The organism is Acinetobacter sp. MD2 (assembly GCF_035615575.1).
In the GTDB taxonomy this organism is placed as follows: domain Bacteria; phylum Pseudomonadota; class Gammaproteobacteria; order Pseudomonadales; family Moraxellaceae; genus Acinetobacter.
The window spans coordinates 1-24,397 of record NZ_VTDK01000006.1 but is presented as its reverse complement, the minus strand read 5'-3'; the positions used below and the strand labels follow the sequence as shown (position 1 = coordinate 24,397).

The window sequence follows — 24,397 nt, the reverse complement described above, 5'->3', positions numbered from 1 at the left end:
TTAACCTGCGTTGTGTAAGTCTTGCAAGCGATATACATCCATTGGCAATTGAATTGCAAATGCTTGGCAAACTGCTTCAGCACCATTAATGGTGGTGGTGTAATACACTTTGCCTTGTAATGCTGCACGACGAATCATTGCAGAGTCATATTGCGCTTGTTTGCCTTCAGTGGTGTTGACAATAAGGTGTATTTCACCATTTTTCAAGCGGTCAACAATATGCGGACGACCTTCTGTTACTTTATTGACACGTTCACATGCCAAACCAGCTTCATGGATCACTTTATATGTACCACCTGTTGCAACCAATTTAAAGCCAAAAGCAACTAAGCGTTTTGCAATATCAACCACATGCGGTTTGTCTGAATCACGTACCGATAAGAATGCGTGTTTCAATTCGCCTTCGGTTGGTAAGCCCGGTAAGCGTTCGTTAGAGCCGAGTACAGCTTTATAGAATGCTTCACCAAAGGTTTTACCTACGCCCATGACTTCACCTGTAGATTTCATCTCAGGCCCAAGCATTGGGTCTACGCCTTGGAATTTAGCAAATGGGAACACTGCTTCTTTTACAGAGAAGTAGGTTGGGATAATTTCTTGCATGAATCCTTGAGATTCAAGAGATTGTCCCGCCATACAACGTGCTGCAACTTTTGCTAAAGACTCGCCAATACATTTTGAAACGAAAGGCACAGTACGCGAGGCACGTGGATTCACTTCTAAAACGTAAACGTCGTTGCCTTTTACTGCAAACTGTACGTTCATTAAGCCCACAACGCCTAACTCTTTTGCCATAGCAATGGTTTGGCGACGCATTTCATCTTGGATTTCATCCGACAATGAATACGGTGGAATTGAACACGCTGAGTCACCTGAGTGAATGCCTGCTTGTTCAATGTGCTGCATAATGCCGCCAATCACCACATTTTTACCGTCAGATACACAGTCAACGTCCACTTCAATTGCTGAGTCTAAGAAGTGGTCAAGCAGTACTGGCGATTCATTTGATGCTTGAACCGCATCACGTAAATAGCGTTTAAGTTCGTCATCGTTATATACGATTTCCATCGCACGACCACCCAATACATAAGATGGACGTACAACCAATGGATAACCCACTTTCGCAGCTTCTGCCATGCCTTCTTCAGCAGATTTTACAATGCTGTTGTTTGGTTGGCGAAGTTGTAAACGCTGAATCATCTGTTGGAAACGTTCGCGGTCTTCAGCACGGTCAATGGCATCTGGCGATGTACCAATAATTGGCGCGCCTGCTTCTTCTAAAGCACGTGCCAATTTTAATGGGGTTTGACCGCCGTACTGAACAATAATGCCTTTTGGCTTTTCAGTACGAACAATTTCTAACACATCTTCAAGGGTAATCGGTTCGAAGTACAAACGATCTGAAGTGTCGTAGTCGGTTGAAACTGTTTCAGGGTTACAGTTGACCATAATGGTTTCGTAGCCGTCATCACGCATTGCAAGCGCCGCGTGTACACAGCAATAGTCAAACTCAATGCCTTGACCGATACGGTTTGGACCACCACCAATCACCATAATTTTGTCTTTGGTAGATGGATTGGCTTCACATTCTTCATCGTAAGTTGAATACATGTACGCAGTGTCAGATTCAAACTCAGCTGCACAGGTATCAACACGTTTGTAAACTGGATAAACACCCAAGTTCCAACGTTGTTTACGGAATTGTTTTTGTGAAATACCCATTAAGTTGGCAATACGTAAGTCAGATAAACCTTTACGTTTAAAGCCACGGATATTGTCAGCGTTTAAGTCGCCAAAACCTAAGGCTTTAATTTGCTCTTCAGTTTTGATGATGTCTTCAATTTGAATGAGGAACCAACGGTCAATTTTGGTTGCTTCAAATACTTCATCTAAGCTAAAGCCATGACGGAAAGCATCGGCAACATACCAAATACGCTCAGGGCCTGGAACTTTAAGTTCTTTAAGAATGGTATCTTTCGCATTTTCAGCGCCAACTTCAACTTTTTCATCGAAGCCACATACACCAACTTCTAAGCCACGCAGCGCTTTGTGCATTGACTCTTGGAAGTTACGACCAATTGCCATCACTTCACCCACAGATTTCATCTGTGTGGTTAATACTGGTTCTGCTTGTGGGAATTTCTCGAAGTTAAAACGAGGAATTTTTGTTACCACATAGTCAATTGCAGGTTCGAATGATGCAGGAGTTACGCCGCCTGTGATGTCATTTTTCAATTCATCAAGGGTGTAACCGACTGCAAGTTTTGCTGCAATTTTAGCAATTGGGAAGCCGGTTGCTTTCGATGCAAGGGCAGATGAGCGTGATACACGTGGGTTCATCTCAATGATGACCATACGGCCAGTATTTGGACAAATACCAAACTGTACGTTTGAACCACCGGTTTCAACGCCAATTTCACGAAGTACCGCAACCGATGCATTACGCATTAACTGATATTCTTTATCGGTTAATGTTTGTGCAGGTGCAACGGTGATAGAGTCACCAGTGTGAACGCCCATTGGGTCGAAGTTTTCGATTGAGCAGACAATGATACAGTTGTCGTTTTTGTCACGCACAACTTCCATTTCATACTCTTTCCAACCAATTAATGATTCATCAATCAGTAATTGTTTGGTTGGAGAAAGATCGAAACCGCGTTCACAAATTTCAATAAATTCTTCTTTGTTATAGGCAATACCGCCACCTGAACCACCCATCGTGAATGATGGACGAATGATCACAGGGAAGCCAAAACGTGCTTGAATTGCTAAAGCTTCTTCCATTGACTCGGCAATGTCTGCTTTTGGACATTCAAGCCCAATTTTACGCATCGCGATATCGAAAAGTTTACGATCTTCGGCTTTTTCAATCGCTTCTTTTGATGCACCAATCAATTCTACATTGTACTTTTCAAGTACGCCGTTGGCATCTAGCGCAAGTGCGCAGTTCAATGCGGTTTGTCCGCCCATAGTCGGTAAAACCGCATCTGGACGTTCTTTTTCAATGATTTGTGCAACGGTTTGCCAAGTAATTGGTTCGATATACGTTGCGTCCGCCATTGAAGGGTCGGTCATAATGGTGGCAGGATTTGAGTTCACCAAAATAACGCGGTAGCCTTCTTCACGAAGCGCTTTACACGCTTGTGCGCCAGAGTAGTCAAACTCGCAGGCTTGACCAATCACAATAGGGCCAGCACCAATAATTAAGATGCTTTTTATGTCCGTACGTTTAGGCATTATTCGCTCCTTAATTACTTCTTAGCTGCTTCGATGAGTTCGATGAAATGATCAAATAGTGGGGCACAGTCGTGTGGGCCTGGGCTTGCTTCAGGGTGACCTTGGAAGCTAAACGCAGGTTTATCGGTACGATGAATGCCTTGTAAGGTTTGATCAAACAATGATTTATGCGTTGCAGTTAAGTTTGCAGGCAAGGTATCGGCATCGACTGCGAAACCATGGTTTTGCGAGGTGATCATCACTGTACCATCTTGGATGTTTTGTACAGGATGGTTGGCACCGTGGTGACCATGACCCATTTTGATGGTTTTAGCGCCTGATGCGAGTGCTAAAATTTGGTGACCTAAACAAATACCAAATACAGGAATATTGGTTGTTTCAACAATGGTTTTTACAGCTTCAATGGCATAGTCACATGCAGCTGGATCGCCAGGGCCATTCGACAAAAATACGCCATCTGGATTTAAGGCAAGCACTTTTTCTGCTGGTGTTTGAGCAGGAACAACAGTCAATTTGCAGCCGCGATCTGCAAGCATACGCAAGATGTTGGTTTTGACACCGTAGTCATATGCTACAACGTGAAATTTAAATTCAGGTTGGCTAAAGCCTTGACCTAATGTCCAAGAACCTTCAGTCCATTCAAAACCTGTCGGGTCACAGCATTCTTTGGCAAGGTCTAAGCCATTTAAACCGCCAAATGCACGTGCCTTTGCAATCGCATCTGCTTCGGTAATATTTTCGCCCGCCAAAATGCAGCCATTTTGCGCACCTTTAGCACGTAAAATACGTGTTAATTTACGGGTATCAATATCGGCAATAGCCACAACATTATGCTGTTTTAGATAATCACCTAAAGATTGCTCAGCACGAAAATTGCTGTGCAATAAAGGTAGATCTCGAATAATTAAACCATTCGCCCACACTTTATGAATACGACCAGACTCAGCATCTTCTGAGTTACAGCCTGTATTACCAATGTGTGGATAAGTTAATGTGACAAGTTGTTGTGCATAACTTGGGTCAGTCAAGATTTCTTGATAACCAGTCATAGCGGTATTAAAAACGACTTCACCAGTCGTTGATCCCGTAGCGCCGATCGAAATACCTTTAAAGATAGTTCCGTCTGCGAGGGCTAAAATGGCGGGGGTGCTCAAACCAAAGCTCCTGAATTTTTAAGCTGTAAAAAAACGAGTAGACAAAAAAAAAGGCGGCTGTCTAAAAAACATGCACTCCCTTCGTCTGCTCGCTCGTAACTTAAAAACGTATTGTACGCATGAGACTGCTAAAAGTCCACGTAATTTATTAAGATTTAATAGATATCATCAATTGATAATTTTGCAAAAAAACTTGTGCTGTATTTGTGAGAAAAAATTAAATCTTCTTTAAAAATGCTGGTGATTAAAACAGCGATTTGTTAGAGTGAATTTTTATCCTTTCATCATTTTTAATAGAAGGAATATTGCTATGGTTACGAAGAATAATCTTGAAGAAAAAGCGAAACAAATTTCTGAAAAAATTGAAGAAAAATCAACACAGGTAAAAGCCGAAGTGGCTGCTGCTGTTGCAACTACACAGGAGAAAATGAGAGATTTAAAAGACAAAGTAACGGATGTGGTTAATGATACGAAAGAAAAAACAGATGATTTAAAAGATCAAGTTGCTGAAACCGTGAATGAATTTAAAGCTCAAGTCGCAGATGGCGCAGCACAGGCTGAATCTGATGTAGAAAAAGCCAACGCATCATTTCAAGCACATTTAAAGCAATTTAAAGAAGATGTTGTAGCGCGTTTTAATGACATTCGTGAAAAATTTACATTTTCTCAAGATGATTTAATTGAGTTAAAAGAAGTGGCAAAAATTGAATTTGCTTCGATTGTGGATGAACTCGCAAAATTATCGAAAGAAGTGAAAGATGATGTGTCGCAATTTTCTGCCAAGCATAAGGAGCATGTGTCTGAAACTTTGCAAAAAACCAAAGCCAGTGCAGTAGAGGCGTGGCATAAAGTCACTGAAAGTGATGAAAAAAAGGATGCATCTGAAAAAGAAAAGGCTGAATAAAGGCTGTAAAAAAGCGGATCAAGATGATCCGCTTTTTCTTTAAAAGAAATGTAACCAATCTCTTTTATTGTGAAAATCTGCTTGGTGACCACTATGTTGCATAGCATAAAGCTGTTGCCCTTGAGGCGTGTCTAGTACAGCAGAAAGACCAATAAATAAATCATGCCATTTTAATTGGTTTTTTTGCATAAACTCACTTAAATCAAGCGTGACGTTTAGTCCATAATGGGTGCGTTTGAGCTCAACCAAATCAATATCATTTGCCATTTGTGGTGGCATTTGTTCTGGATAACGATACTCTTCAAATTGATAGCTTTGCCATGCCTCAGAAGGAGATAGGTTTATTTCACGATAATAATCTTCATCTTTTACCCCAATAAACACTTCAAAACAGGTTTTTTCCCATAAAAAATCTTGTCTTGGGTGGTTTTTGGTCAGGCTTGGCCATTGAACTAATTGTAAAGGGTCGCGAATCCAAAAGCCAATATTTAAAATAGCAGGCAATTGTTGCTCAATTGCACCGACTAAAAAAATATCGTGAAACCGATGATACGGTTGAAGTTCGTAACTTGCCATAATGTGTGTCTAAATTAGTTCGCTAAATGTGCGTGACGTACAAGGTTTGACAGTTTTGGATTTTGTTTGGCTGCTTTTTTATAAACCAGCGCAATTTTACCAATTTTTTGCACTACTTGTGCTTGAGTTGCTTGAGCGAGTTCTTCAATTAACGCTGCGCGTTGCTCACGATCTTCACCTGCAAATTTAATTTTAATTAGTTCGTGGTCATTTAATGCACGTACTGTTTCTTCAATTACGCTTTCAGTTAAACCTTGTCCGCCTAACATCACCACTGGATTTAATGCGTGACCAATTTGGCGTAAGCGTTTGCGTTCCTGAATAGATAAAGTTGCCATTGTGAATAAACCTGAATTTTAAAAAGCCTATTAGTATAGCAAATATTCGTTAGAAACGCAGGCTTATAAATAGTTTTAAGATGAAAAATCACATGTTGTCGTATTTTACTTACTTTTAAATTGCAATTGAGTATTGTATCGATCGAAAAATACAAAGCTCTCTGTTTTAAAATTAAAACATGATTGGCATGTGGTGAATTGGCATTCCGATGTAAATCATCAAAAAACTCATGTTTTTATCTACAAGTGTATACTGCAAGCATTTACTTTTTTGCGTACAATAGTTGATTGATGTTTAGATACTATAGAAGATTATGGCAACACGCATTACCAACCAAAAACTGTCTAAAAGTAGTCGAGAATGGATGCGAGAGCATTTAGATGACTTCTATGTGAAAAAAGCACAAAAAGAAGGTTATCGTGCACGTGCTGCATACAAACTACTTGAAATTCAAGAAAAATATAAATTGATTAAACCAGGTATGACGGTTGTCGACCTTGGTGCAGCACCAGGCAGTTGGTCACAAATTGCAGGAAAACTTGTGGGTAGCAAGGGTTTAGTGATTGCATCTGACATTTTGGAAATGGATGCTTTACCTGACGTAACCTTTTTACAAGGTGACTTCCGTGAAGAAGAAGTTTTTGAAAAATTGTTAAATATTTTAAATGGACGCCAAGTTGACGTTGTAATTTCAGATATGGCCCCCAATACATCAGGTAATAGGGCTGTTGATCAACCTCGACAAATCTATTTGTGTGAGCTTGCGGTGGATTTTGCACAGAAGGTTTTAGGACCGAATGGGCAATTCGTGGTCAAGGTGTTCCAAGGAACAGGCTTTGATGAATTCCGTAAACAGGTCGTCGATAGTTTTGATGTTTTAAAAACGATTAAGCCTGCTGCATCTCGTGCACGTTCGAAAGAAGTTTTTCTGATTGGACAAGGTCGGAAAAAAGCATTGCGGTAAAAAGTTGACTTGCCAATGCATTAAAAATTGTGCATTTTGTACAATTTGGGTACATTGAGTACTAACTTGTAGTTAAATAATAGATCATGCTAAAAAAGTATGATGACATTAGATTGATATGGGAATAAAGCTTTGAGCGATCTCTTCAAAAACGCCGTGTTATGGCTTGTGATTCTTGGAGTACTGATTTTAATTTTCAGTAATATCAGCGATCACAATAAACCATCTCAGATGAACTATTCCGAGTTTGTTGCAGCGGTGAATGCGGGCCAAATTAAACAAGTCACGATTGATGGCGAAAGAATTCTTGGCGAGAAAAAGAACGGTTCAGATTTTGAAAGTATTCGCCCTGCGGTGCAAGACCCTGAATTAATGCCGAATTTAATCAAAAACAATGTTGTTGTGGAAGGTACAGCACCACAGCGTCAGGGTGTTTTGATGCAACTACTTATTGCAAGCTTCCCAGTATTGCTGATCATTTTATTGTTCATGTTCTTTATGCGTAACATGGGTGGTGGTGCAGGTGGTAAAAGTGGTCCAATGAGCTTTGGTAAGTCAAAAGCCAAAATGCTTGCAGAAGACCAAATCAAGGTAACCTTTGCAGATGTTGCAGGTTGTGATGAAGCTAAACAAGAAGTTGTAGAAATTGTTGATTTCTTAAAAGATCCTGCCAAATTTAAACGTTTAGGTGCATCAATTCCTAAAGGTGTGTTAATGGTTGGGCCTCCAGGTACAGGTAAAACCTTGTTGGCTAAAGCAATTGCAGGTGAAGCCAAAGTTCCTTTCTTTAGCATTTCAGGTTCTGATTTTGTTGAAATGTTTGTCGGTGTGGGTGCTTCGCGTGTCCGTGATATGTTTGAACAAGCTAAACGTCATGCACCTTGTATCATTTTTATTGATGAGATTGATGCAGTGGGTCGTCACCGTGGTTCAGGTACAGGTGGTGGGCATGATGAACGTGAGCAAACCTTAAACCAAATGTTGGTTGAAATGGATGGTTTTGAAGGCAATGAAGGTATTATTGTCATTGCTGCAACCAACCGTGCCGATGTGTTGGATAAAGCTTTATTACGTCCAGGACGTTTTGACCGCCAAGTTATGGTTGGTTTGGCTGATATTAATGGTCGTGAGCAAATTTTAAGTGTGCATTTGAAAAAATTACCATCGGTAACGGGTGTGGATGTAAAAGTTCTTGCACGTGGTACACCGGGTTTCTCAGGTGCGCAATTGGCGAATCTTGTGAACGAAGCGGCATTGTTTGCTGCACGTCGTAATAAAAATACAGTCGATATGCATGACTTTGAAGATGCAAAAGACAAGATTTATATGGGCCCTGAACGTAAATCGATGATTATTCGTGATGAAGAACGTCGTGCAACGGCTTATCATGAATCGGGTCATGCCATTGTTGCGGAAATCTTGCCAGGCACAGATCCAGTCCATAAAGTGACGATTATGCCACGTGGTTGGGCTTTGGGTGTCACTTGGCAGTTGCCTGAACAAGACCAAATTAGCAACTATAAGCACAAAATGCTAAATGAAATTTCGATTTTGTTTGGTGGCCGAATTGCAGAAGAAATTTTCATTAACCAGCAGTCAACAGGTGCATCGAATGACTTCGAACGCGCAACCAAAATTGCCCGTGCGATGGTGACTAAATACGGTATGTCTGACCGTATGGGTGTTATGGTTTATGAAGATGAAAATCAAAATGGTTTCTTTGGTAATGTGGGTAGTCGTACCATTTCTGAGGCGACTCAGCAGCAGGTCGACCAAGAAGTACGTCGCATCTTAGATGCACAATACAAAGTTGCATGGGATATTCTTGAAAACAATAAAGATAAAGCCCATGTGATGGTCAAAGCATTGATGGATTGGGAAACGATTGATCGTGAGCAAGTCTTAGACATTATGGAAGGTCGTGAACCACGTCCACCAAAAGTTTATGTTGCTGAAAATCCTGTGGCAGATTTAGAGCCACCAAAAGATGGTCCATCTACACCACCACCATTGCCAGCAATGAGTTAATATAAAGAGTCACCATTTGGTGGCTCTTTTTTTGGCGTGTCGTTTAGGAATTGATTATGCAATTAATGTCATTACCCCAACATCAACTTAGTTGTGGAAATCAGACTTTAGATCTTTCTGTGCCACAGGTGATGGGGATTTTAAATGTCACGCCTGATTCTTTTAGTGATGGTGGTCAACATCAGCAACTGAACCAAGCGATTCAACATGCAGAGCGTATGATTGCAGATGGTGCGACTATTATTGATATTGGTGGTGAATCAACTCGTCCGGGTGCAAGTATTGTAACTTTGGCGCAAGAGCTTGAACGCGTGATTCCTGTGGTTGAAGCCTTGTCTAAATATAATGTTGTACTTTCAATTGATACTAGCCAGCCAAAGGTGATGCAACAAGCCAAGCAGGCAGGTGCGCATATTTGGAATGATGTGCGTGCACTTAGCCGTGAAGGTGCACTAGAAATGGCAGCAGAATTAGCTGTACCTGTTGTGTTGATGCATATGCGTGGTGAACCTACAACAATGAATCAATTGGCACAATATCAACATGTGACGAATGAAGTATTACTTGAATTAAAACAACGAATAGAGTCTGCCTTACAGCAAGGTGTATTGGCTGAAAATATTATTATTGATCCAGGTTTTGGATTTGCAAAAGACACGGCACATAATTTAAAGCTGTTAAATGAGCTATGGCAATTACAACAGCTTGGTTTTCCAGTTTTATCGGGGCTTTCAAGAAAACGTTTTATTGGTGCTGTGACAGAGCAAGCAGATGCTACACATCGTGTGATTGGTAGTGTAACAGGGCATTTACTTTCGATTCAACAAGGTGCAAGTATTGTGCGTACGCACGATGTTCGTGAAACTGTGGATGCGATTCGAGTTTGGCAAGCAATGCGTAATGCTTAAATACCAATGATCTGGAAAGTTTAACTCACTGATTATTTAACATGATCAGTGAGTTAATAAAGAAATGCTTAGAAATTAATAAACATTGTAAGCCAGTTTGAGTCTTGCTCTGAATTATCACTTGTTGATGCAAAAGTATGTTCTGCCATTATTTTAAATTTCTTGTTAATGGCAAAGCTCATACCAATATTTTGATGATTTGAGCGAAAGTTTTCACTGCCTTGTAAACGTAAGCTATCAACGGCAACATATGGCTGAATGGATTTTAAGTAAGGTTGGTTAAGATGAAATGTATAACCCATAAATCCTTCTAAACCATAGCCATCACCTGCGAAATAATCGTTGTAAACAGTGGAATTTCTTCTTGGTATAAAATCATGGTAGTAGCTTGCTGTACCTACAACATACCAGTCATCGGTTTCATAGGTTAGTGCTGAACCTATAATATCTTGGTGGTATGCTTTACTTTCTTGTGAAAGTGAATGATACAGGTCTGCATTGGTGCGACTATAAGTTAAGCTGGCAGTCGTATTTTTATTAATTTGATAATCAGCACCTAGGCCGTACCCATTATTACGGCGATATTCATTATCGCCTGATACGGCAATACTATGTTCTGAAAATAAATAGTTTGCATATAATTTGGTTGTATCAAAGCTTTTTGTATACATCAACGAGCGAGTCGGGCGATTGGCACCGTCATAGGTTCCATTGATACCATTTCCCATAGCACCTGCATGACCATCATTATCCCACACATCACTCTTCATACCGATAACGCTATAATACATGCCAAACTGGCGGCCATAAGTGAGCGTGCCGAATTGATTGTTTTTAATTCCAATATAAGCTTCACGTTCATAAGTGGTATTCGAATTTTCATTATAATGATTTTGCCAACCTAAGAACTTAGGGACATTAATACCACGCTCATAATAACCAATTAAGGCTGTATCTGAGCTTAAATCATAATTTGCAGTGAATCGAAAACGACTCAGACCATCATGTCCATTTTTTAGATAGCCTGCTTCAGGCCCCATATAATCGACCCATTGAGGGCGTATTTGTCCACCAAATTGTAGATGTAAAGGTGCTAATATGGGTGAGTCAAATTGATTTTTTTTGACAAGGTCGAATTCTGCATGTGTTTGGCTATTCAATGTGATTAGAAGTAGCGGTAATGCAACATAAAAAGGTTTTTTCATAACAATAACTTTACTTTTGAAGTGATAGCATGCAATAAAATAAATAAACTTAAGCAGCAGTTTTAAATAGATGGTAAAAATAGATATTACAATAGCCAAGAATTTTCTTATATAGATTAATAGCGGATATATTGTTTATTTCTATAATTTTTTTTTAAATAAAATGAGAAAATATGTTTATTTGAGCATCAATTGTTTAAATTGAACTAGACTATTTAAATCATAAAATAAAAACTATATGCAGTAAGATTTAGAAGATTGGTTAGTCATGTTATTTTCTAAGTAGATGTAAAATTTTATTTGCAGGATGGTTAGATTTCTTATTTTAGATGAAATAAACGATTAGATATGATGGTTTTAATATAAAATTGCTCCGAAGATGCCGCTGCATGTCCTTACCCTTGAACCCTTAAAGTTCAAGGTGGACACGACGTATACTTGCTGGGTTTCCTACTCAGGGTAGGCATACACTCTAAATATACAGAACGTAATCCTAAAGTGATGATATCGGCTCAGGGGAATTAGACCGGCTGGCGAACATCTCAGAGCTATATTTAGTATAACCAATCATACCGTGAATGCAAATCGTCAAAGCTTGGCTATGTTGCATAAGTGTTGATGATTTATGCAAAAGAATTAAATTCTATAAAGATTATGTTACAAATTACACAATTTCTTCAACTTGTTCCAAAATGCTACTCAGAATACGTTCGCAATGTGCATATTCTTGCAATGACTTATTCAGTGAGAGTACTTCTTGCATAAGTTCTAAGGCCACCATAATCACCAATTTATTGTGCTCGGCACGCGGTGCATTACGACGAAACTCTTGAAACTTTTCATTGAGTAAATCGGCAGCTTTTTCAAGGTCAGCTTTTTTTTCGGTTGTGGTCGATACCCGAAAAACCTGTTCAATCAAGCGTAATTCAACGGTGATAACGTCACTCATTGTGATTCATCCTCATGGTTATCTGTTGGGTGTGCCAACTGCTGAATTTCTTGGGCATGATGATCTTGTTCTGTCCCTAAACTAGACAGGCGTTGAATAATTGCTTCAACTTTCGACTTTGCATGTTCATTTTTTTGCAGCAAACGCTCATGTTCTTGTTTAAGCTCAGTAATCTCTTGTTGATTATGCCGTTGATCATTTAATAGCTTTTCTTTTGTAACTCGCAATTCATTGCGTTCGTTTAAAATTTCTTGAAAACGATTTTTAAGCTCGGTGCAGCTTTTTTCTAAACGATTATAACGATCAGCAAGAGAGGTTGCATCTTGATTCAACTGTTGATGTTTGCCTTGCAATTGACTTAAATTTTCTTGCACACGGCTCATTTCAGTCTGTTTTGTTTGCAAAAGGCTATTTTTTTGCTCAATTTGAGCAACATGAGCCGCTTCGGATTGCGTTTGAGTGGCAACCAAAGAGCGATTTTCGCTTTCAAGATCAGTCAAGCGTGTTTTTAAGGTGGCGATATGCGCTTGAAGGCGCTTTAATTCTTCTAACATAACAAGGTCGCACAGTATTGCAAACAAAGGTAATATATAGAGCAGTATAGAGATTGGATAAACGAATGCAAGACGATATTTCAGGTTGGTTGGAATGGGAACAACAATTTTCACAGATTGAGGAAATTTCAAGCCCGAGTGAGTTACATGGCTTGCTTACAGGTATTATTTGTGTGACTGAGCCACCAAGCAATCACGAATGGCAACACATTTTAAATACATTAGGTGTGCCTTATTTAGCCGATGAAGCCTTAGAAATTTTGGTGACAGAAACTGAAGATGTGGCACATGCGTTATCTGAGGATGAACTCGATTATTTACCGATGTTACCCGATGACGAACATCCACTGCGTGAACGGGTGCAAGCCTTAGCGGATTGGTGTGCAGGTGTAGTGCTTGGTTTTGGTTTGGCATCAGGGCATATTCGTCAGGATGAAGTTGAACAAATTAATCATTTGCAAGACGTTGCGGCAGTTGAATTTGATGATTCAGATGATGATGAAGAAGGTGAAATGGGTTACCACGAACTGTATGAGTTTGTGCGCTTAATTCCTGTAAGTTTGGCAGTTGGACGTAAAAAAATTACCGTTGCCGAAAGTTCATTGTTAAAAAATTATCAAGAAAACACTGAAATTGATTCGGAACATGATGCTTCTACCATTGTAGAAATGTTTACTCCAAATCGCCCAAGTTAAGTTTTAAGCACATCCTTCAATACGTTGGAGGGTGTGCTGCATTGCAGTTTACGCATTGATATTAAAAAGAAGCAGATCATGACCTTAACTCAAATTGATTTTCAGCAACGCCGCACCGAACTTGCCCAAAAAATGGGGCCAAATAGCATTATGTTGATTGCTACAAGTCCTGTGGTATATCGCAACCGTGATGCAGACTATAAATTTCGTGCAGATAGTAGCTTTTATTATCTGACAGGATTTGCAGAACCTGAAGCTGTGGCAGTGATTGAAACTTTTGAGTCGGCAGATGAGTATAGCTACAGTTTATTTTGCCGTGAGCGCGACCGTGAAATGGAAATTTGGCATGGTTATCGCGCGGGTGTCGATGGTGCGATTGAAGACTATGATGCCGATGAAGCGTATGCAATTGATTTGTTAGATGAAGAAATAATTGAAAAATTACAGCATAAACAACAACTCTATTATCGAATTGGACACGATGCTGCATTTGATACTCGCGTGAATGCATGGCTAAAAGGGGCTGAAAATGCACAGCGCAAAGGTGCAGACTCACCATCCACAGTGCTTCAGCTTGATCGTATTTTAGATGAAATGCGTGTCATTAAATCTGAACAAGAACTTGAATTGATGCAAATTGCGGCCAATATTAGTGCCGATGCGCATATGCGTGCAATGCAAAAAGTACGTCCAAATATGATGGAATATGTTTTGGATGCCGAACTGAATTATATTTTTGGCCAACATGGATGTGTGCCTGCCTATAACAGTATTGTAGGTGGTGGTAAAAATGGCTGTATTTTGCATTATGTCGAAAATAATCAAATGCTTAAGTCGGGTGATTTGGTGTTGATTGATGCTGCGTGTGAATATCAACATTATGCGTCTGACATTACCCGTACGTTTCCTGTGAATGGTAAATTTTCAGCGCAGCAAAAAGCCTTATATACCGTGGTATTGGATGCACAATATGCAGCGATTGAAGCAGTGAAGTTGGGCAATCGTTATAACGAACCGCATAAAGTTGCAGTTAAAATTTTAACGCAAGGTTTAATTGATTTAGGCTTGTTACAAGGCGAGCGAGATGCCTTAATTGAAGCCGAAGCGTATCAACAATTTTATATGCATGGTACGGGGCATTGGTTGGGCATGGATGTGCATGATGTGGGGGTATATAAACTAGCGGGCGAATCACGCATGTTGGAAGAAGGCATGGTGGTCACCATTGAGCCAGGTTTGTATATTGCTCCTGACGATGAAAGTGTGGATGAAAAATGGCGTGGCATTGGCATTCGGATTGAAGATGATGTGGTGGTCACAAAAAATGGTCCACGTGTTCTAACGGCCAATGTGGTGAAAAATATTGAAGATATTGAAGCTTTAATGGCACAGCCAAGCCTTTAGGAGACATGAATATGCAACAACCTGTGATTATTGTCGGTGGTGGTATGGTGGGTTTGAGCTTAGCATTAATGCTCGCCAAAGCCAAAATCTCAGTGAAACTATTAGAAGCAATTCGCTATCCACAATATCAAGACGCAGAGAATATTCCCTATCACTCGAGCTTTGATGCACGAAATAGTGCTTTGTCACGCCGTAGTGTGCAAATTTATCAGCAATTGGGGCTTTGGGATGCTTTGCAGCAACATGCAACGCCAATTTTACAAGTTCACATTACCGAACAAGGCAGTTTCGGTAAAGCCCGATTGATTGCCGAACAAGAAAAAGTCGAAAGCTTTGGGCAAGTGATTGAAAATGCATGGCTTGGACGGGTATTGCTTAGCCAAGTGCAGCAGCAGCCCTTAATTGAATTAATTGATGGGGTAAAAGTCACTGCACTACGTCAAGATACCGAACAGGTCTTTATTGAAGCCGTACGTGGCGAAGAACAATTATCCTTAAATAGTGCGTTGTTAATTGCTGCCGATGGTCGCGATTCATTTTGTCGTAAAGCGTTGGGCGTGGGTGTGGATGAACACGATTACGAGCAAGTGGCCATTGTGACCACGGTGCAAACCTCAAAACCGCATCAGCAGGTGGGTTTTGAGCGCTTTAGCCCGCTTGGGCCATTGGCTTTGTTGCCATTGCCGGGGGAGTATCGCCGTTCGGTGGTGTGGCCTGTGAAAAAAGGCACCGAGCAGGAATGGTTAGGTGAGCAAAATGATCAGCACTTTTTAGATGCTCTGCAACACACCTATGGCGACCGTGCAGGGCGTTTTGAAAAAACAGGGCAGCGTTTTTGTTTTCCATTGGCGCAAGTGTTGGCGCATCGGCAAGCCGTTGGGCGGGTCGTGCTGATGGGAAATGCTGCACATACCTTGCATCCTGTAGCAGGGCAAGGTTTTAATTTGTGCTTGCGTGATGCAGATGTGTTGCTACGTTTCTTAACCCAGCAGCAGCTTGTATCGGATGATTTAGGTCAGCCTGACATTCTAAAAGCCTATGAAACAGCTCGTTTGCAGGATCAACAACGGGTGATTAAATTTTGTGATGGCGTGGTGCGTGGTTTTAGCAATAATAATCCCATCTTAAAATTTGTACGTAACACAGGCTTGCTTGCATTTGACTTCATTCCAGGGGTAAAACCCTTCATTGCCAATTATGCCATGGGGTTAAAAGCATGAGTAAACTGTATGATGTGGTGATTGTTGGCGGTGGTTTGGTGGGGGGGCTGACGGCACTTTTGTTGGCCAAAGGTGGTGTGCAAGCCGTTGTTTTAGACGCAGCCCCAATTTTAGATGCAGAAAAAGTACTGGCAGTGCCAAACCCACGGGTATTGGCACTGAGTCAAGCCACAATTCATTTGCTAGAGCAGGTTGGTGTTTGGGCTAAGCTGGCACGACATATGCCGTATACGGGTATGCAAGTGTATAACCAAAATGGCTATGGCGAGATTGTGTTTGGGCAAGCTTGTGAGCGCACGCCGATTCGTGAACAATGGCTAGGTTCAATGGTTGAACCGAGTATTTTAAACTTGGCAATTCAGCAACAATTGCAGCGCCAAGTCCATGATTATCGTACCCAAGCCAAAGTCACCCATATTGAACAAATGCCACAAGGTTGGCGGATTTGTTTGGCCGATGGTGAGATTTTACAGACTAAATTAGTAATTGGGGCCGATGGTGCAAATTCTTTTGTGCGTACTCAAGCTATGATTGATTTAGATGTGCTCGATTATCATCAAACAGCCATGAGCTGTGCCATTCGAACTACACAGCCACATCAACATGTAGCTCGGCAAATCTTTTTACCCACAGGGCCTTTAGCTTATTTACCTATGGTGAGTTTAGATGAAGCAAGCCAAGGGTATTGGCAGTCGATTGTGTGGAGTTTACCTAGCGACTTTGCCGAAGAATATGCAGCATTAGATGATGCAGCTTTTATGCAGTTATTGACGCAGTCAAGCTTACATATGTTAGGTGAAGTGACTGCGGTGGCATCACGGGCACATTTTCCATTAAAAGCCCGTGCAGCGGTACATTATGTAAAAGATGGTTTGGCTTTGGTGGGGGATGCGGCACATGTGATTCATCCTTTGGCGGGGCAAGGTGTAAATATTGGCTGTTTGGATGCGGCTATGTTATGCGATGTATTATTACGTGATTTAGCCCGTGGCAGTTGGGCACATATACAAACCTTGCGCCGTTATGAGCATTTACGTAAAGGGCAAAATGAAGCCATGATGCATAGCATGTCGATTATTGGTTGGTTGGAAAAAGCTAAATTGACGCCATTGGTTTGGGCACGGAATCAGGGCTTAAAGTGGGTGGAACAAACGCCATTATTTAAAGCCCTTTTTATGCAGCAAGCCGATGGTTTGGCGCAGTTAAAATCGACCCGTTATGCAAAAGGGCGTACAGTTGATTAAAAAGCGATGAAATGCAGCAGAAATTGTAAAAAAATGATGTAAGCCCCCTTTGCGAAAACACAATTGATTGGTAAATTTCATCCTAATTGTTGCAAGATGAAAACTGCACCTCGCAGAAATAAAATAGGGGAATAAACAATGAGCGATATTGATCATTATGAAGATGCCGATGACAATGGCGTAGATGAAGACGAAGCGAAAGCGGCCGAAAAAGGCGCAGCTGATAGTGATGCTTCATCATCAGATACCGATGTTTCTGAAGCAGAAGGTTTGACTGTAACCGCAAAGTTAAAACAGCGCCAAGCATTAGAAGATGAAGTGGCGGCATTCTTGGCACGTGGCGGGCGTATTACTGAAGTGCCACCTGACGAATCTGCACAAGATTAACAAAAAACCAGTTGGTACTATTTTCGTTTAGGCGGAACAATAAAAAAGCACTGTTTAAACAGTGCTTTTTTATTGTTTGGTTTTTAGTCTTGGTTGGTTAGCTCTAAAGCACGCTGATAGGCAATTTTCTTTTTAATGCCAGTGAGATCGGCTGCAAGTTGCGATGCTGCTTTGACCGATAAATCTTGTAATAAGCGCTTAAGCAACGCATCTAATTTATCCTGTTCAAGGTCTTTTTCTTGGCTTGCACCACCAACGATCACCACAATTTCACCTTTTTGTTGATTATGGTCTTTTTCAACAAATTCAGCCAATTCGGCTAGGGTCATTTTTTTAATGGTTTCAAATGTTTTGGTGATTTCACGAGCAAAACCCACAGGGCGGTCTGCACCAAATACTGCTTGCATATCTTGTACAGACGCTAAAATACGATGTGGTGCTTCGTAAAAAATTAAGGTTTGTGTTTCATCTTTTAATTTTTCAAGCTGTGCTAAGCGTTGTGATGATTTAGACGGTAGAAAACCTTCAAAACTAAAACGGTCACTTGGTAAACCAACGGCACTTAAAGCAGCAATTGCTGCACATGCACCCGGCACAGGGATTACACGAATGCCTTGTTCTTGTACGGCACGTACCAATTTAAAACCGGGATCGCTAATGAGTGGAGTGCCTGCATCGCTAATTAAGGCAAGGTTTTCACCTGCTTTTAACTTGTCAATTAATTGGTTGATTTTGTTTGATTCATTATGATCGTGACAGGCAGTAAGTGGCGTGCTAATGTTAAAATGTTTCAGTAGTTGAGCCGACTCTCGGGTGTCTTCTGCGGCAATCAGTGATACTGATTTCAATACCTCAATGGCACGAAAGGTCATGTCATCTAAGTGCCCAATCGGGGTTGCAACAACAAATAATTGGGCAGTCATGTGTGCTCACCAAAAACCAAAACGCCTAGTTTACTGCATTTGCCGTATTTGGTGCAGTGCTTTTCGTATAAACTCATGAGGTCTGTCAAACAGATGTCACAAAAATTAAAACAGCAAACTTCATCATCACAGCTTGGGCAATGGGCAGAGCAGCAGGCGTTAGACTACTTGCAGCAACGTGGTTTTGAGTTGTTTCAGCGTAATTTTCATTCGCGCTTTGGCGAAATTGATTTAATTCTACAGCGTGGTGAAGAATTAATCTTTGTTGAGGTGAAAGCGCGATCTAACACTCAGTTTGGACACGCGCTTGAAATGATTACCAGCGCAAAACAACAACGTATGATTAAAACAGCGCTGTATTTCTTGGCTTGTTATCCTCAATATCAGGCTTTTTCCTGTCGTTTTGATGCAGTTTGTATTCAATTTAAACAGCCCGTTGCAAAAATGCTACAGCAAGATTTTTCACAGCTCCCGTATGATTTAGTTTGGGTTGAAAGCGCATTTACTTTAGATTGAGCGTTCGGTAAGCTGTGAGCAGAATCTAAACAAATATTTGAAACATTGAAAAAATTGCCATGTTAAAGGAGTTTTTCTGAGTGTCTAAACGTATCATGTTGGCATTGTTATGTGCCGCGAGTTTATCGGGCTGTGCAAGTTTTGTAGCAGGTGGAACAGGAACAACACCTGTAGGTACAGCAAGTGGTGATCGCTCATTAGGGCAAATCTTGATTGATAAGTCGATTGAGCGCACGGCAAATATTAATTTATATAAACTTGATGCACGTTTTAAGCAATCTCGTGTCAATATTAAGAGCTTTCATAGCAATGTGTTACTCACAGGACAAGTGCCTGATGCCGCATTAAAACAATTGGCTGAAGATAATGTAAAAGCCATGAGTGATGTCAAAGCGGTACATAATTATATTACTGTGGGTAATCAAATTAGTTATAGCACCATTATGCAAGATGCTACGGTTACAGCTAATACGCGTGGCTTAATTGCCCGTGCGCCAGTGGTGTCAGATAGTAAAGTGCTTATCCATACCGAAGATGGCATACTGTATGTGATGGGGCGTTTAACTACAGCTGAAATTAACGATTTAAATACGGTATTGTCTCAGGTTGGGAATGTTACTAAAATTGTGACGCTGATTGATAATATCGACCAAACGGGTAGTAATACCTTGTTAAATACTCCAACAGTACAAACACCTGTTGCAGTCGACTCAAATCAAGCGACAGCCACGACAACACCGTATGCAGATGCAACACCTTTAACACCTGTGAATGAGCAGAAGAATGCCACTCAATAATCGTGTTGTTTTATATTTAAAAGATATACAAGAACAAGCAAAGACCAAAATTGCAGATTTTCGCGTCTATGATTTGGCTAGCCGTTCTTTGAATCGGCTAACCTCACGCCAATATTTTGAGTTAACTGAAAATATTGCCTATGGTCAAGCTGAGCGGCAGCAGTTAGATCTGTATCGTAGTGTCAAACCACGCACGGGACAGCCGTTGATTGTGTTTGTGCATGGCGGCACATGGTCGCATGGTGATAAGCGTGATTATTTATTTTTAGCTGAAAGTTTCGCTAAAGAAGGCTTCGATGTTGCAATTATTAATTATCGCTTAGCCCCTGAGCATATTTTTCCAAGTTATATCGATGATTTGGTTTTGGCGATCAATTATCTAGATCAGCAGCAAGCTAGCCTCAATATTTCTACTGAAAACTTGGTTTTGATGGGGCATTCTGCTGGTGGTTTTAATGTTATGTCAGCGCTTTATCATCCGCATGCCAATCAATTGCAATGTAAGGGAAAAGTAAAGGCAATTGTGGGATTAGCAGGGCCGTATCATTTTGATTATTTGGGTGATATTTACTTAGAGCAGGCATTTAATCCACAGGTGTCGTATCAGCAGGTGATGCCTTATTATTTTGTAGAAACCAATCAGGTTGAGCATATTTTAATTTTGGCAGAAAAAGATCGTTTGGTTGCCAATAGTAATACTTTGGATATGCATCAAAAGCTACTCGATGTAGGCAATAAAAGCCAAATTTATACAATCCCTAAAACAGGGCACATTAGTTTAATTGGCAGTGTGTCGGGTTTTTTTAGTCCGTACTTTAGAACCAAACAGGTGATTCTAGCCCAGCTTGATCAAATTTTTGTGCCATCCACTGCAGCATAGTTGAATGTACTTTTGGATGCATTGAATTGGCCGATAGCATACTGATGCACTACTTTTGGCGAGGTATTAAAGTGCTTTTTGTTGTGTGATGTGCATAATCATTTTATAAGCAATGCTCCCTGAACTTGGGAGTTCTGGCAGTTGGTCATAACTGAAGAAGGCCGCAGCACGAATTTCTTCTTCTTGGAGTGTGATTTCACCACCTGCATACTCGGCATGAAAAGCTAGCATTAAATTACTTGGAAAAGGCCAAGGTTGACTGCCCAAATAGCGAATATTTTTGAGTTGTAGTCCAATTTCTTCAAAAGCTTCACGTGCAACAGCTTGTTCAAGTGTTTCACCGACTTCAACAAAGCCTGCAATTAGGCTAAACATATTGCCTTGATGGCGTGCAGATTGTGCTAGAAGCACTTCCTGATTGTCGTTGGTGATGATCGTAATGATACACGGATTAATACGTGGATATTGTTGGTAGTTACACTGTGGACATACCATACAATATTCAGTTGGATGAATATTGGTTTTCGTACCGCAATGGCTACAAAATTTATGGTTGCGCCGCCATGCAAGTAATTGCATGGCGCGACTCGCTTGTTCGAACTGCTCGTTATTCCACTGGATAATGAGTTGTCGAATTGGAACAAAACTAAAGCCTATGGGCACAGATTCATTTGGCTTTAAATCACGTGCAATGATTTTATCGCCTGCTTGTATGCTTAAGTCATCTTCAAGTTTTTCAACTTGAGGAAGGTTAAAGTGATCATCGACCAGCAATTGTTGTTCGTGAAATATATAAGCAAGCGAGTATTGAGTCATTTAAGCAGCACTTTGTAATTTTTGGCTATGGGTAAGCGCAACGTCAAACATCTTATGCATAACAGGATGTTGGTTGGCACGGCTTTCTAATAACATATCGGCACTGGCACAGACATCCAATAAATATTGAACATTTTGGGTTGTGGTTTGTTGTTGCTGTGCTAGCTGCTGCTCGATAAATGCTGAACAATTTAAAAAAGCTTGCGCTGCTTTTGGATTATCGAGCATAAATAACAGCGCACCAGACATTTCTTTAAATAAGTTAGGTAAGTTTTCTAACAAGTCTAGGCTTTGTGTCTGCGCATAGCTCATCAATGTTTGGTGGGTTAAATCAAGTACTGCTTTTAATTCAAGTGCCAATGTTTCATGTGCATTGTCTAAGCGGTCTAATGCAATCTCAGTATTATGCACTGGGTATTTTAATAAATCAGACAGGACTTGTCGGTTAAGTAAGCCTAAATCATTCAATGCTTGCATTAAGCTATTCATCAGCGATTGAATAAACGAGGCATCTTGTAGGGTTTGAAGATTACGTAGTTGAGACAACGGTTGCTGGATTTGTTCCGCTGTTTTAGTCATGTTTAAAACATTTAATACATGAATAATCGTTTGCAACTGTTGTTTAACCGCATCGAAACGTTCATCGCTTAAGGTTAAATAATTAAATTCAATTTCTTTACGTAGCGTCGTAATATCTTCGCTGAGTAAATTGCAAATGGTTTGAATGGTGAGCTGTGCAGGGCCAAACAATTTTTTATAATAAAAATGCAGTTGATTGTCTGATAATACATCATCATTTAAATTGAGCTGAGCACGTAATTGTTCTGCCTCATTGTGGTCTTGAGACAGGCACAGCGTAATAATATCGGCTAAATCAGCACTGTTATAGTTCAATTCTGAGGGTACTTGGAATAACTGCTTAATTTGACTTTCAAGTTGAATTAACACGCGTAGACGAGGCTGTGTTAAACGACTTTCATTTAAGTGCTGCAAAGCAATGTTGACTAAGCCCCAATATTGGGTATGTGCTGTGTTTTGTGCAACGAATGCGACATGTTGCCCAATCAGTTTAAAGCCAACTTCATCAAGCGGAGTGATTTTTCCAGTGCAAGCATGTAATAAACAAAGTTTATATAAAGCATGTACATGCTGACTTGGTTCTGGTGCGATGATTGAGTCGAAGCTAAGCGTTGGTTCAACACATTCAAGTAAGGCACTCACTTGATGTCCTTCACGCGTGAGTGGTTTTTTTAGAGCACGTTCTAAATGGTTGAGGGCTTCGAGTAAAAATTGTGGAATCATCACTTGCTGTAAGCAACTGAATTCTACATAACGTTTTAGAATCGCTAAACCCTCACTGAGTGCTTCGACATCAGCAGCGGCGATTTGAGTTGGATGTTGCATAATATTATGCATAATTTCTGCACTATAGCTTGTGATGCGTGCCAGAATAGGTAAGTCAATCAGTTGTAGGATTTTTGCACATTGTTGTAGCTGTAAAAGTGCATCATCAATACCAAAAGGTAATTGTTGTTCTTCTACTAAAGTTGCCACAGTTGCTTCTGCATGTGCAATTGAGTTGTCGATCTCATTTTTTATAATCAGTAATGCGGTTGGATCGAAATGAATCGCTGATTGATAAGACATTAATCTACCCCTGTTTTTTGATTAAGTCATGTATTGCCAAAGAATACAAAAAAATTGCCTTTGGATTTACAATCATATAACTAAATACAGCGGTAGTTAAGCCTTTTCATGGGAATTTATTGGGCGAACAAACAGGGTTGACCTTGTTTGTCTTGATATTGTTTCATCCATTGTTCATGCGCACTGAGTTCTTCTGCCGAAGGCTCAATCACTACAAGCTTTAAATCTGTGGCAATATTTTGGTTTGCCGTGTTGCTGTGTTGCTCATGTTGTGACAACGCATCAATATCAAAAGCGACTTGTCCACCGGTCATAGCTAAATAAACGTCAGCCAAAATTTCTGCATCGAGCAGTGCGCCGTGATAAGTACGGTCACGGGCAGGAACCTCATAACGACGGACTAAGGCATCGAGTGAGTTTTTTTGCCCAGGATGCTTACGTTTGGCAAGCGCTAAGGTATCGGTAACCGTGCAAACTGATGATAATGTTGGTAGTCCTGCACGTTGAAACTCCATATTTAAGAAGTTCATATCGAAGGTTGCATTATGGGCAATAATTTCCGCACCCTGTAAGTAGCTAAACAGCGTATCTGCAATTTCTGCATACACAGGTTTATCTGCTAAGAATTCATCGGTAATACCGTGGACGGTAACTGAATCACCCACAGGTTTTTCAGGGCGAATATAAATGTGAATTGAGCTGCCTGTTAATTTACGATTGATCATTTCAATCGCACCAACCTCAATAATGCGGTCGTCATTTTGATAGTAGAAACCCGTGGTTTCGGTATCGAGAATAAGTTGGCGTGGTCCCTGTAATTTAAGAGTTGCAGGCGTAATGTGAATGTGTGAATGTTCAACGGCTTCAACGGCTTCAACGGCTTCAACGGCTTCAACGGCTTCAACGGCTTCAACGGCTTCAACGGCTTCAACGGCTTCAACGGCTTCAACGGCTTCAACGGCTTCAACGGCTTCAACGGCTTCAACGGCTTCAACGGCTTCAACGGCTTCAACGGCTTCAACGGCTTCAACGGCTTCAACGGCTTCAACGGCT

The 24,397-nt window shown here is 40.7% G+C and carries 23 protein-coding genes and 1 other RNA gene; 12 read left to right on the top strand and 12 right to left on the bottom strand.

Annotated elements, in window-relative coordinates:
* Entirely contained in the window at positions 1-3,234 is a 3,234-nt protein-coding gene (gene carB, locus FXN70_RS09430) for a carbamoyl-phosphate synthase large subunit (RefSeq protein ID WP_324647216.1), read from the bottom strand.
* Positions 3,235-3,248: 14 nt separating this feature from the next.
* Positions 3,249-4,388 carry a glutamine-hydrolyzing carbamoyl-phosphate synthase small subunit gene (carA, locus tag FXN70_RS09425; protein WP_324647215.1) on the bottom strand — a complete coding sequence of 380 codons (1,140 nt, stop codon included), beginning with the start codon at positions 4,386-4,388 and terminating at the stop codon, positions 3,249-3,251.
* 265 nt (positions 4,389-4,653) lie between these two features.
* On the opposite strand from carA, the gene FXN70_RS09420 reads away from it, so the two are divergent.
* Positions 4,654-5,292 carry a YtxH domain-containing protein gene (locus tag FXN70_RS09420; protein WP_324647214.1) on the top strand — a complete coding sequence of 213 codons (639 nt, stop codon included), beginning with the start codon at positions 4,654-4,656 and terminating at the stop codon, positions 5,290-5,292.
* A gap of 39 nt (positions 5,293-5,331) precedes the next feature.
* Here FXN70_RS09420 and FXN70_RS09415 read toward each other — a convergent pair whose 3' ends face one another.
* Both FXN70_RS09415 and FXN70_RS09410 read right to left on the bottom strand, forming a co-directional pair.
* Positions 5,332-5,868, bottom strand: coding sequence for a DOMON-like domain-containing protein (locus FXN70_RS09415; protein ID WP_324647213.1), 537 nt, complete (start codon positions 5,866-5,868; stop codon positions 5,332-5,334).
* Positions 5,869-5,882: 14 nt separating this feature from the next.
* Positions 5,883-6,206 carry a YhbY family RNA-binding protein gene (locus FXN70_RS09410; RefSeq protein ID WP_324647212.1) on the bottom strand — a complete coding sequence of 108 codons (324 nt, stop codon included), beginning with the start codon at positions 6,204-6,206 and terminating at the stop codon, positions 5,883-5,885.
* A gap of 314 nt (positions 6,207-6,520) precedes the next feature.
* On the opposite strand from FXN70_RS09410, the gene rlmE reads away from it, so the two are divergent.
* The 3 genes from rlmE (at position 6,521) to folP (ending at position 10,107) form a co-directional block, all read left to right on the top strand.
* Entirely contained in the window at positions 6,521-7,171 is a 651-nt protein-coding gene (rlmE, locus tag FXN70_RS09405; RefSeq protein ID WP_324647211.1) for a 23S rRNA (uridine(2552)-2'-O)-methyltransferase RlmE, read from the top strand.
* Between the two features lie 132 nt (positions 7,172-7,303).
* Positions 7,304-9,199 (top strand): ATP-dependent zinc metalloprotease FtsH, encoded by a 1,896-nt coding sequence (gene ftsH / locus FXN70_RS09400; protein ID WP_324647210.1) that lies wholly within the window; start codon positions 7,304-7,306, stop codon positions 9,197-9,199.
* Between the two features lie 56 nt (positions 9,200-9,255).
* On the top strand, positions 9,256-10,107 hold the full coding sequence (gene folP, locus FXN70_RS09395) for a dihydropteroate synthase (RefSeq protein WP_324647209.1): 852 nt from the start codon (positions 9,256-9,258) through the stop codon (positions 10,105-10,107).
* 68 nt (positions 10,108-10,175) lie between these two features.
* Here folP and FXN70_RS09390 read toward each other — a convergent pair whose 3' ends face one another.
* From FXN70_RS09390 to FXN70_RS09375, 4 genes are all read right to left on the bottom strand, one after another.
* Positions 10,176-11,411, bottom strand: a complete 1,236-nt coding sequence (locus FXN70_RS09390; RefSeq protein WP_324647208.1) for a porin — start codon at positions 11,409-11,411, stop codon at positions 10,176-10,178.
* 267 nt (positions 11,412-11,678) lie between these two features.
* A non-coding RNA gene (gene ssrS, locus FXN70_RS09385) (6S RNA) lies at positions 11,679-11,864 on the bottom strand.
* Between the two features lie 112 nt (positions 11,865-11,976).
* A complete protein-coding gene (locus FXN70_RS09380) occupies positions 11,977-12,261 on the bottom strand; it encodes a cell division protein ZapA (protein WP_324647207.1) in 285 nt (94 codons plus the stop codon).
* Positions 12,258-12,815, bottom strand: coding sequence for a hypothetical protein (locus FXN70_RS09375; RefSeq protein ID WP_324647206.1), 558 nt, complete (start codon positions 12,813-12,815; stop codon positions 12,258-12,260). The genes FXN70_RS09380 and FXN70_RS09375 overlap by 4 nt, the downstream gene beginning before the upstream one ends.
* Positions 12,816-12,880: 65 nt before the next feature.
* Between FXN70_RS09375 and FXN70_RS09370 the strand changes: the two genes are divergently transcribed.
* From FXN70_RS09370 to FXN70_RS09350, 5 genes are all read left to right on the top strand, one after another.
* Entirely contained in the window at positions 12,881-13,510 is a 630-nt protein-coding gene (locus FXN70_RS09370) for a UPF0149 family protein (protein WP_324647205.1), read from the top strand.
* Between the two features lie 78 nt (positions 13,511-13,588).
* Entirely contained in the window at positions 13,589-14,914 is a 1,326-nt protein-coding gene (gene pepP, locus FXN70_RS09365; protein ID WP_324647204.1) for a Xaa-Pro aminopeptidase, read from the top strand.
* Between the two features lie 11 nt (positions 14,915-14,925).
* Positions 14,926-16,134, top strand: coding sequence for a 2-octaprenyl-6-methoxyphenyl hydroxylase (ubiH, locus tag FXN70_RS09360; RefSeq protein ID WP_324647203.1), 1,209 nt, complete (start codon positions 14,926-14,928; stop codon positions 16,132-16,134).
* Positions 16,131-17,378: an FAD-dependent monooxygenase gene (locus tag FXN70_RS09355; protein ID WP_324647202.1), complete on the top strand. Its 1,248-nt coding sequence runs from the start codon at positions 16,131-16,133 to the stop codon at positions 17,376-17,378. The genes ubiH and FXN70_RS09355 overlap by 4 nt, the downstream gene beginning before the upstream one ends.
* A gap of 138 nt (positions 17,379-17,516) precedes the next feature.
* Positions 17,517-17,765, top strand: a complete 249-nt coding sequence (locus tag FXN70_RS09350) for a hypothetical protein (RefSeq protein WP_324647201.1) — start codon at positions 17,517-17,519, stop codon at positions 17,763-17,765.
* A gap of 83 nt (positions 17,766-17,848) precedes the next feature.
* Here the strand turns inward: FXN70_RS09350 and rsmI are convergent, their stop codons facing one another.
* A complete protein-coding gene (rsmI, locus tag FXN70_RS09345; RefSeq protein WP_324647200.1) occupies positions 17,849-18,688 on the bottom strand; it encodes a 16S rRNA (cytidine(1402)-2'-O)-methyltransferase in 840 nt (279 codons plus the stop codon).
* 93 nt (positions 18,689-18,781) lie between these two features.
* Here rsmI and FXN70_RS09340 point away from each other — a divergent pair, with 93 nt between their 5' ends.
* The 3 genes from FXN70_RS09340 to FXN70_RS09330 all read left to right on the top strand — a co-directional run bounded on the left by FXN70_RS09340 (position 18,782) and on the right by FXN70_RS09330 (position 20,881).
* Positions 18,782-19,204 carry a YraN family protein gene (locus FXN70_RS09340; RefSeq protein ID WP_324647199.1) on the top strand — a complete coding sequence of 141 codons (423 nt, stop codon included), beginning with the start codon at positions 18,782-18,784 and terminating at the stop codon, positions 19,202-19,204.
* A gap of 80 nt (positions 19,205-19,284) precedes the next feature.
* Positions 19,285-20,001, top strand: coding sequence for a BON domain-containing protein (locus FXN70_RS09335; RefSeq protein ID WP_324647198.1), 717 nt, complete (start codon positions 19,285-19,287; stop codon positions 19,999-20,001).
* Positions 19,988-20,881, top strand: coding sequence for an alpha/beta hydrolase (locus FXN70_RS09330; RefSeq protein ID WP_324647197.1), 894 nt, complete (start codon positions 19,988-19,990; stop codon positions 20,879-20,881). Before FXN70_RS09335 ends, FXN70_RS09330 begins: the two co-directional genes overlap by 14 nt.
* 66 nt (positions 20,882-20,947) lie before the next feature.
* Here the strand turns inward: FXN70_RS09330 and nudC are convergent, their stop codons facing one another.
* The 3 genes from nudC to dnaQ form a co-directional block, all read right to left on the bottom strand.
* Positions 20,948-21,697, bottom strand: a complete 750-nt coding sequence (gene nudC, locus FXN70_RS09325) for an NAD(+) diphosphatase (protein WP_324647196.1) — start codon at positions 21,695-21,697, stop codon at positions 20,948-20,950.
* On the bottom strand, positions 21,698-23,344 hold the full coding sequence (locus FXN70_RS09320) for a chemotaxis protein (RefSeq protein ID WP_324647195.1): 1,647 nt from the start codon (positions 23,342-23,344) through the stop codon (positions 21,698-21,700).
* A gap of 116 nt (positions 23,345-23,460) precedes the next feature.
* A partial coding sequence (dnaQ, locus tag FXN70_RS09315; protein ID WP_324647194.1) for a DNA polymerase III subunit epsilon occupies positions 23,461-24,397 on the bottom strand: 937 nt, incomplete at its 5' end.